Source organism: Streptomyces sp. NPDC059477 (assembly GCF_042749375.1).
Taxonomy (GTDB): Bacteria; Actinomycetota; Actinomycetes; order Streptomycetales; family Streptomycetaceae; genus Streptomyces.
On the sequence record NZ_JBHYUG010000184.1, the window covers coordinates 1 to 3,366 of the forward strand.

Genomic DNA, 3,366 nt, shown 5'->3' on the forward strand with positions numbered 1-3,366 from the left:
GGTGTAATGACGTACGGCGCCCGCGGTCATGTGCGCATTCAGGCACGGTCGTGGTGTCCCGTGGGGTCGGTCATGTGCCCCATGGGGCATCGCCGGTCCCGCCCACGCCCGAGGGGCGCGCCGCCCGCACCCAGGTGCCAACGGCGCGCCCCTCACCCGTTCGGCGTCGGCGGCGGGCGCGTCACCGGTTCAGCGGCGGGCGCGGCTGCCGCGGGTCCGGACGGGCGTCCGCGGGCTCGTCCCGGATCACCTCGCCCTGCACCACCTTGCCGTCGGGGCGGTGCATACGGGCCTGCTGAAAGGCGTCGCCGAGGGTGCCGGGAGCGGTCTGGCGCAGCCGGCGCTCGAAAGCGCGCTCCGCGTAGCCGCTGACGGCCTTCTGGACCACCGGGATCAGCAGGAGCAGCCCGACGGCGTCCGAGATCAGCCCGGGGATCATCAGCAGCAGGCCACCGAGCATCTTCAGCCCGTTGCCCCCGCCGCCGGTGGGGGCGGTGCCCTTCTGCATCGCCTCGTTGAGCGCCTGGAAGGCCCGGCGCCCCGCCAGCTTGATGACCGCGGCACCGGCCACGATCCCCGACAGCAGGATCAGGAAGACGGTGAACCCGCCCGCGCTGCTCGCGACCACGGTCAGCAGCCAGATCTCCAGCACCACCCACGCCGCGATGCCCAGCGGCAGGACGGTGCGCAGCCGCGAACGCCGCGGCCGTGCGGGGGACGGAGGGGTAGGTGCGCCAGTCGTCATGGGTCCAGTGTGCCTGGGCCCGGCTCAGGGCGGGATAAGCCCGACGTCAACGGCGCCTGTGCGGCCTTACGACACCTGCGGGACCGGCTCCCCCGCCGGGCGACACGGCCGTACGACACCTGCGGGCCAACGCATCTACCGGGCGGGACGGCGTGACGGGACCTGCGGGGCCCGACTCCTCCGCCAGGCGACACGGCCGTACGACACCTTGCCGAACCGACTCCACCACCGGACGGCGCCACGACCTCACGACACCCGCCGAACCGACCCCTTCACCAGGCGACGCGGCCTCACGGCGTCTGTGGGCCCGGTGGGTCGGCGGGGCGGCCCGGGCGGCCGACGATCCTTCCCGCGCGCTCGCCCACGCCCCACAGGGTCACCCGCCACAGCGCCTCGACCAGGATGTCCCGGTTCATCTTGGAGTCGCCCAGCTCGCGATCGACGAAGGTGATGGGGACCTCGACCACGTGATAGCCGGCCTTGATGGCGCGGCGGGCGAGGTCGACCTGGAAGCAGTAGCCCTGCGAGGCCACGTCGGCCATGCCCAGTCCCTGGAGGGTCTCGCGGCGGAAGGCGCGGTAGCCGCCGGTGACATCGCGGATGGGGACGTCCAGCAGGACCCGGGAGTACAGGCTGCCGCCGCGCGAGATCAGCTCGCGGGTGCGCGGCCAGTTCACCACCCGCCCGCCGGGCACCCAGCGCGAGCCGAGCACCAGGTCGGCGCCCTTGAGGGCGGTGAGCAGCCGGGGCAGTTCCTCGGGCTGGTGGGAGCCGTCGGCGTCCATCTCGATCAGTACGCCGTAGTCGCGCTCCAGGCCCCACCGGAAGCCCGCGAGATAGGCGGCGCCGAGGCCCTCCTTGCTCCTGCGGTGCAGTACGTGGACCCGCTCGTCCTCGGCGGCCAGCTCGTCGGCGAGTTTGCCCGTGCCGTCGGGGCTGTTGTCGTCGGCCACCAGGACATGCGCCTCGGGGACCGCCTCGCGCACCCGGCGGACGATGGACTTGATGTTCTCCGCCTCGTTGAAGGTCGGGATGATCACCAGAGCCGTGCCGAGCGGCCCGAAACGCCCGCTCTGGGCCGGTGTGACCGGCGTCCCGTCACCGTCGTTCACTGCTGCCCCTTCGAGTCCGTACGCAGGCGTCCACCATAGTGGCCGCGGCCTGCGATGACGTGACAGCACGTTGGTATGCCCGGCTCGAATCCACAAGAGCCGCGCCCGAGCGCGCGCGGGGGAGATCGCGCGCGGGCGCCGCGGGGGACAGCGGATGGGGGCCCGGCACCCTTCGGGCCGGCCCGGTACCCGCTGGCTGCGGATCGACCGAAAGCCGTTGTCTACTGAGCGGCCGGACCCCATCCGGGTCACACCTGCCGACCGGCCGGAACGTTCCCTCGCCGTGGCACGGGCACTGCGCCTGGCTCCCGTGGCCGGTGCCCCGGTTCGGTACCGGCCCTGACCCAGTGGCGCCCCGGCGAGCGTGCGGACCCTCCCCGGTCGGGCGTCCGGTGGTGGACCCGGCCGAACCTACCGGCCCCGGGCGGCCGGATGTCAATACCTGTCACGACCTGCGGGTCTTCACCGTTCGCGGCGGCAGAGGGCCAGGACACGCAGGTCGTACGACGGGACGGCCGGGCGGGGAGCGCCGCCCGCGGCCCCGGGAGATCACTCGCCCGGCCGTACGAACACCGTCCGTCCGCCGACCACCGTGCGCAGACAGACCGGCAGTTCGGTGCCGGGGGTGAGGTCGGGCAGGCCGGGGGTGCCGGAGCGCGGGTCGGTGGACCAGCGCGCGACCCGGTCGTCGGGGGCCTGCACGATCAGCTCGCCGGTGCGCCACACCGCGTAGTCGGCGGGCGCGCCCGGCACCAGCACCCCGGCGTCGTCGCGCCCGACCGCCCGCCAGCCGCCCCGCGTGTGCGCCGTGAAGGCGGCGCGTACGGAGATCCGGTGCTCCGGCGTGCGGTGGAAGGCGGCGGCGCGGACCGTGCCCCAGGGGTCGATCGGCGTGACCGGGCTGTCGGAGCCGAGGGCGAGCGGGACACCGGCCCGCAGCAGGGCGGCGAAGGGGTTGAGGGCGCGGGCCCGTTCGGCGCCCAGGCGTCGGGCGTACATGCCGTCGGTGCCGCCCCACAGGGCGTCGAAGGCGGGCTGGACAGAGGCGGTCAGGCCCAGTTCGGCGAAGGCCGCGACGGTCTCCGGGGTGAGCAGTTCGGCATGCTCGACGCGGTGCCGGGTGGCGCGGACGCGGGCGAGGCCGACCTTCTCGGCGGCGGCGCGCACGCCGTCGACCACGGAGGTCACGGCGGCGTCGCCGATCGCGTGGAAGCCCGCCTGGAGACCGGCCTCGGTGCAGGCGGCGACATGGGCGGCGACGGCCCCGGCGTCGAGGTAGGCGACGCCCGTGTGCGGGGCGTCGGCGTAGGGGGCGTGCAGGCAGGCGGTGTGCGAGCCGAGGGCGCCGTCCACGAACAGGTCCCCGGCGGCGCCGAGCGCGCCCAGCGCGCGGGCCGGGTGGACGGGGGGGGGGGGGCCCGCGACCCGCACCCCCCCCGCCGGGGCGCCGCGCGCGCTGCCCCCCCGCGCGCGGGGGTGTGTGAGCCGGGGGGGGGGGGGGGGGGCGCG

General features: G+C 75.3%; 3 protein-coding genes. All 3 read right to left on the reverse strand.

Going from position 1 to position 3,366, the window contains the following annotated elements:
• Positions 1 to 181 precede the first annotated feature (181 nt).
• Positions 182 to 745: an FxsA family membrane protein gene (gene fxsA, locus ACFXAZ_RS39415; RefSeq protein WP_384601869.1), complete on the reverse strand. Its 564-nt coding sequence runs from the start codon at positions 743 to 745 to the stop codon at positions 182 to 184.
• A gap of 290 nt (positions 746 to 1,035) precedes the next feature.
• Entirely contained in the window at positions 1,036 to 1,857 is an 822-nt protein-coding gene (locus ACFXAZ_RS39420; protein WP_384601872.1) for a polyprenol monophosphomannose synthase, read from the reverse strand.
• A gap of 549 nt (positions 1,858 to 2,406) precedes the next feature.
• The coding region (locus ACFXAZ_RS39425) for an amidohydrolase family protein (protein ID WP_384601875.1) at positions 2,407 to 3,366 on the reverse strand (960 nt) is incomplete at its 5' end.

Excerpts from the sequence above, each read along its gene's own strand:
- fxsA (WP_384601869.1), bottom strand. The coding sequence starts at position 745 with ATGACGACTGGCGCACCTACCCCTCCGTCCCCCGCACGGCCGCGGCGT.